This window comes from Flavobacterium poyangense (genome assembly GCF_011751075.1).
GTDB classification, from domain to species: domain Bacteria; phylum Bacteroidota; class Bacteroidia; order Flavobacteriales; family Flavobacteriaceae; genus Flavobacterium; species Flavobacterium poyangense.
On the sequence record NZ_JAALLN010000037.1, the window covers coordinates 1 to 1,998 of the forward strand.

Genomic DNA, 1,998 nt, shown 5'->3' on the forward strand with positions numbered 1-1,998 from the left:
GTTGTAGAAGCAAAAGAGCACCATCAGGAGAAGGTTTTAGTGGCTTATCTGGTGACCCAATTGGATATCAACAAATCGGAATTGCGTAGTTTTCTGCAAGAGCGTCTACCGGATTATATGATTCCCGGTTTTTATGTGGCGCTGGATGCTTTACCCTTAACTCCAAATGGCAAAATAGATCGTAAAGCCCTTCCGAATGTCGAGGGAGAAGATTTCATACGAAAAGTCTATGTAGCTCCCACAAACGATATTGAGCATCAATTAACCCATATCTGGCAGGAAGTACTGGGAGTTGATACAATCGGAATAACGGATAATTTCTTTGAACTGGGCGGACATAGTTTGATTGTTTCTCAAGTCATCAATAGAATCCATAAGCAATTAGGTAAAACGGTATCCTTTAAACTATTTTTTGCAAATCCGACAATAGAAGTATTAAGCAAGCAATTGCAAAAGAATGAATATGTAGCCATCACCAAAGCACCGGAAGCAGACTCCTACCCATTGACGGCCTCACAAGGCAGATTATGGACCTTGAGTCAACTAGAAGGTGGTTCTTTAGCCTATAATATGCCTGCTGTAGTGAAGCTAACAGGAATTGTTGATGTCAATAAATTAGAAGAATCGTTTAGACTACTGATTCATCGTCATGAAATTTTAAGAACGTACTTTAAAATAAACGATGAAGGAGAAGTGCGTCAACATATATTAGCTGCGAAGCAAGTAAACTTTAAGATCACAGAGAAAGAGTATAGTACAGTTGAAAATCAGGAAGCAGTAGTTGCGCAGTATTTGAAAGATACAAACAATGCCCCTTTCGATTTAGAACAAGCCCCATTGGTAAGAGCCTCTTTAATCCATTTAAAAGAGAGCGAATATGCGTTCTTTTTATCGTTGCATCATATTATTGGCGACGGATGGTCTATAGAGCTATTACTAGCAGAGATTATAAGCACCTACAACGCATTAACACAAGGAAAAGAAATTGATTTACCTGAATTAAAAATACACTATAAAGATTATACCGTATGGCTTAACAAGGAATTGCACCAAGAGAGACAGCAAGCATCAGAACAGTACTGGTTGCAACAGTTTGAAGGAGACTTACCGGTTTTGGATTTGCCAAGTTTTAAAACGCGTCCATTGGTTAAGACCTACAATGGGGATAATCTCACGCATCAATTTTCAAAAGCCTTTTTAGAACAATTAAAAACCTTTTCAAAAGAACAAGATGTTACGCTATTTATGACCCTAATGGCCGGGGTAAATGCCTTGTTGCACAGATACACTGGTCAGCATGATATTACAATTGGAACCCCAATAGCAAAAAGAGAACATCCGGACTTAGAGAATCAATTGGGATTGTATTTGAATACCCTTGCCATACGAACGAAATTAAAAGAAAGAAGTAGTTTTTTAGATTTGATAGCCCTGCAAAAAGAGACTCTGTTAGGCGCTTATGACCATCAAAGTTATCCTTTTGATGCACTGGTAGGGAAATTGAATTTAAAGAGAGATACCAGCCGTTCTGCTTTATTTGATGTCCTGGTGGTGTTACAAAACCAAGGACAATTACATAATCTGAATAAGGAGGAACTGATAGATTTTGAAGTAAGTGCTTACGATTTTAAGAGTAAAACAGCTCAATTTGATATCAGCTTTACCTTCGTTGAAGCAGAAGGATTAGACCTTAGAATTGACTACAATACAGATATTTATGATGCGTATTTAATAGAAAGAATGTTTCTTCATTTAGAAAACCTGCTTACAGCTTCAGTAAAACAACCTGAAAAATTGATTCAGGAAGTATACTATTTAACGGACAAGGAAAAGCAAGAACTATTAGTTGATTTTAATAGTACAGCAGTAGTTTATCCGAAAGATAAAACGATAGTAGATTTATTTGAAGAGCAAGTATTGAGAACTCCAAATACGATTGCTGTTGTATTTGAAGAAACGGAATTTACCTATCAGGAGCTTAATGAAAGCGCCAATCAA

1 protein-coding gene is annotated in these 1,998 nt (G+C 37.0%); it reads left to right on the plus strand.

What is annotated here, in order from left to right; genetic code table 11:
• Positions 1-1,998 (plus strand): condensation domain-containing protein (locus G3A47_RS22465; protein ID WP_243860556.1); only part of this gene is annotated, 1,998 nt, incomplete at both ends.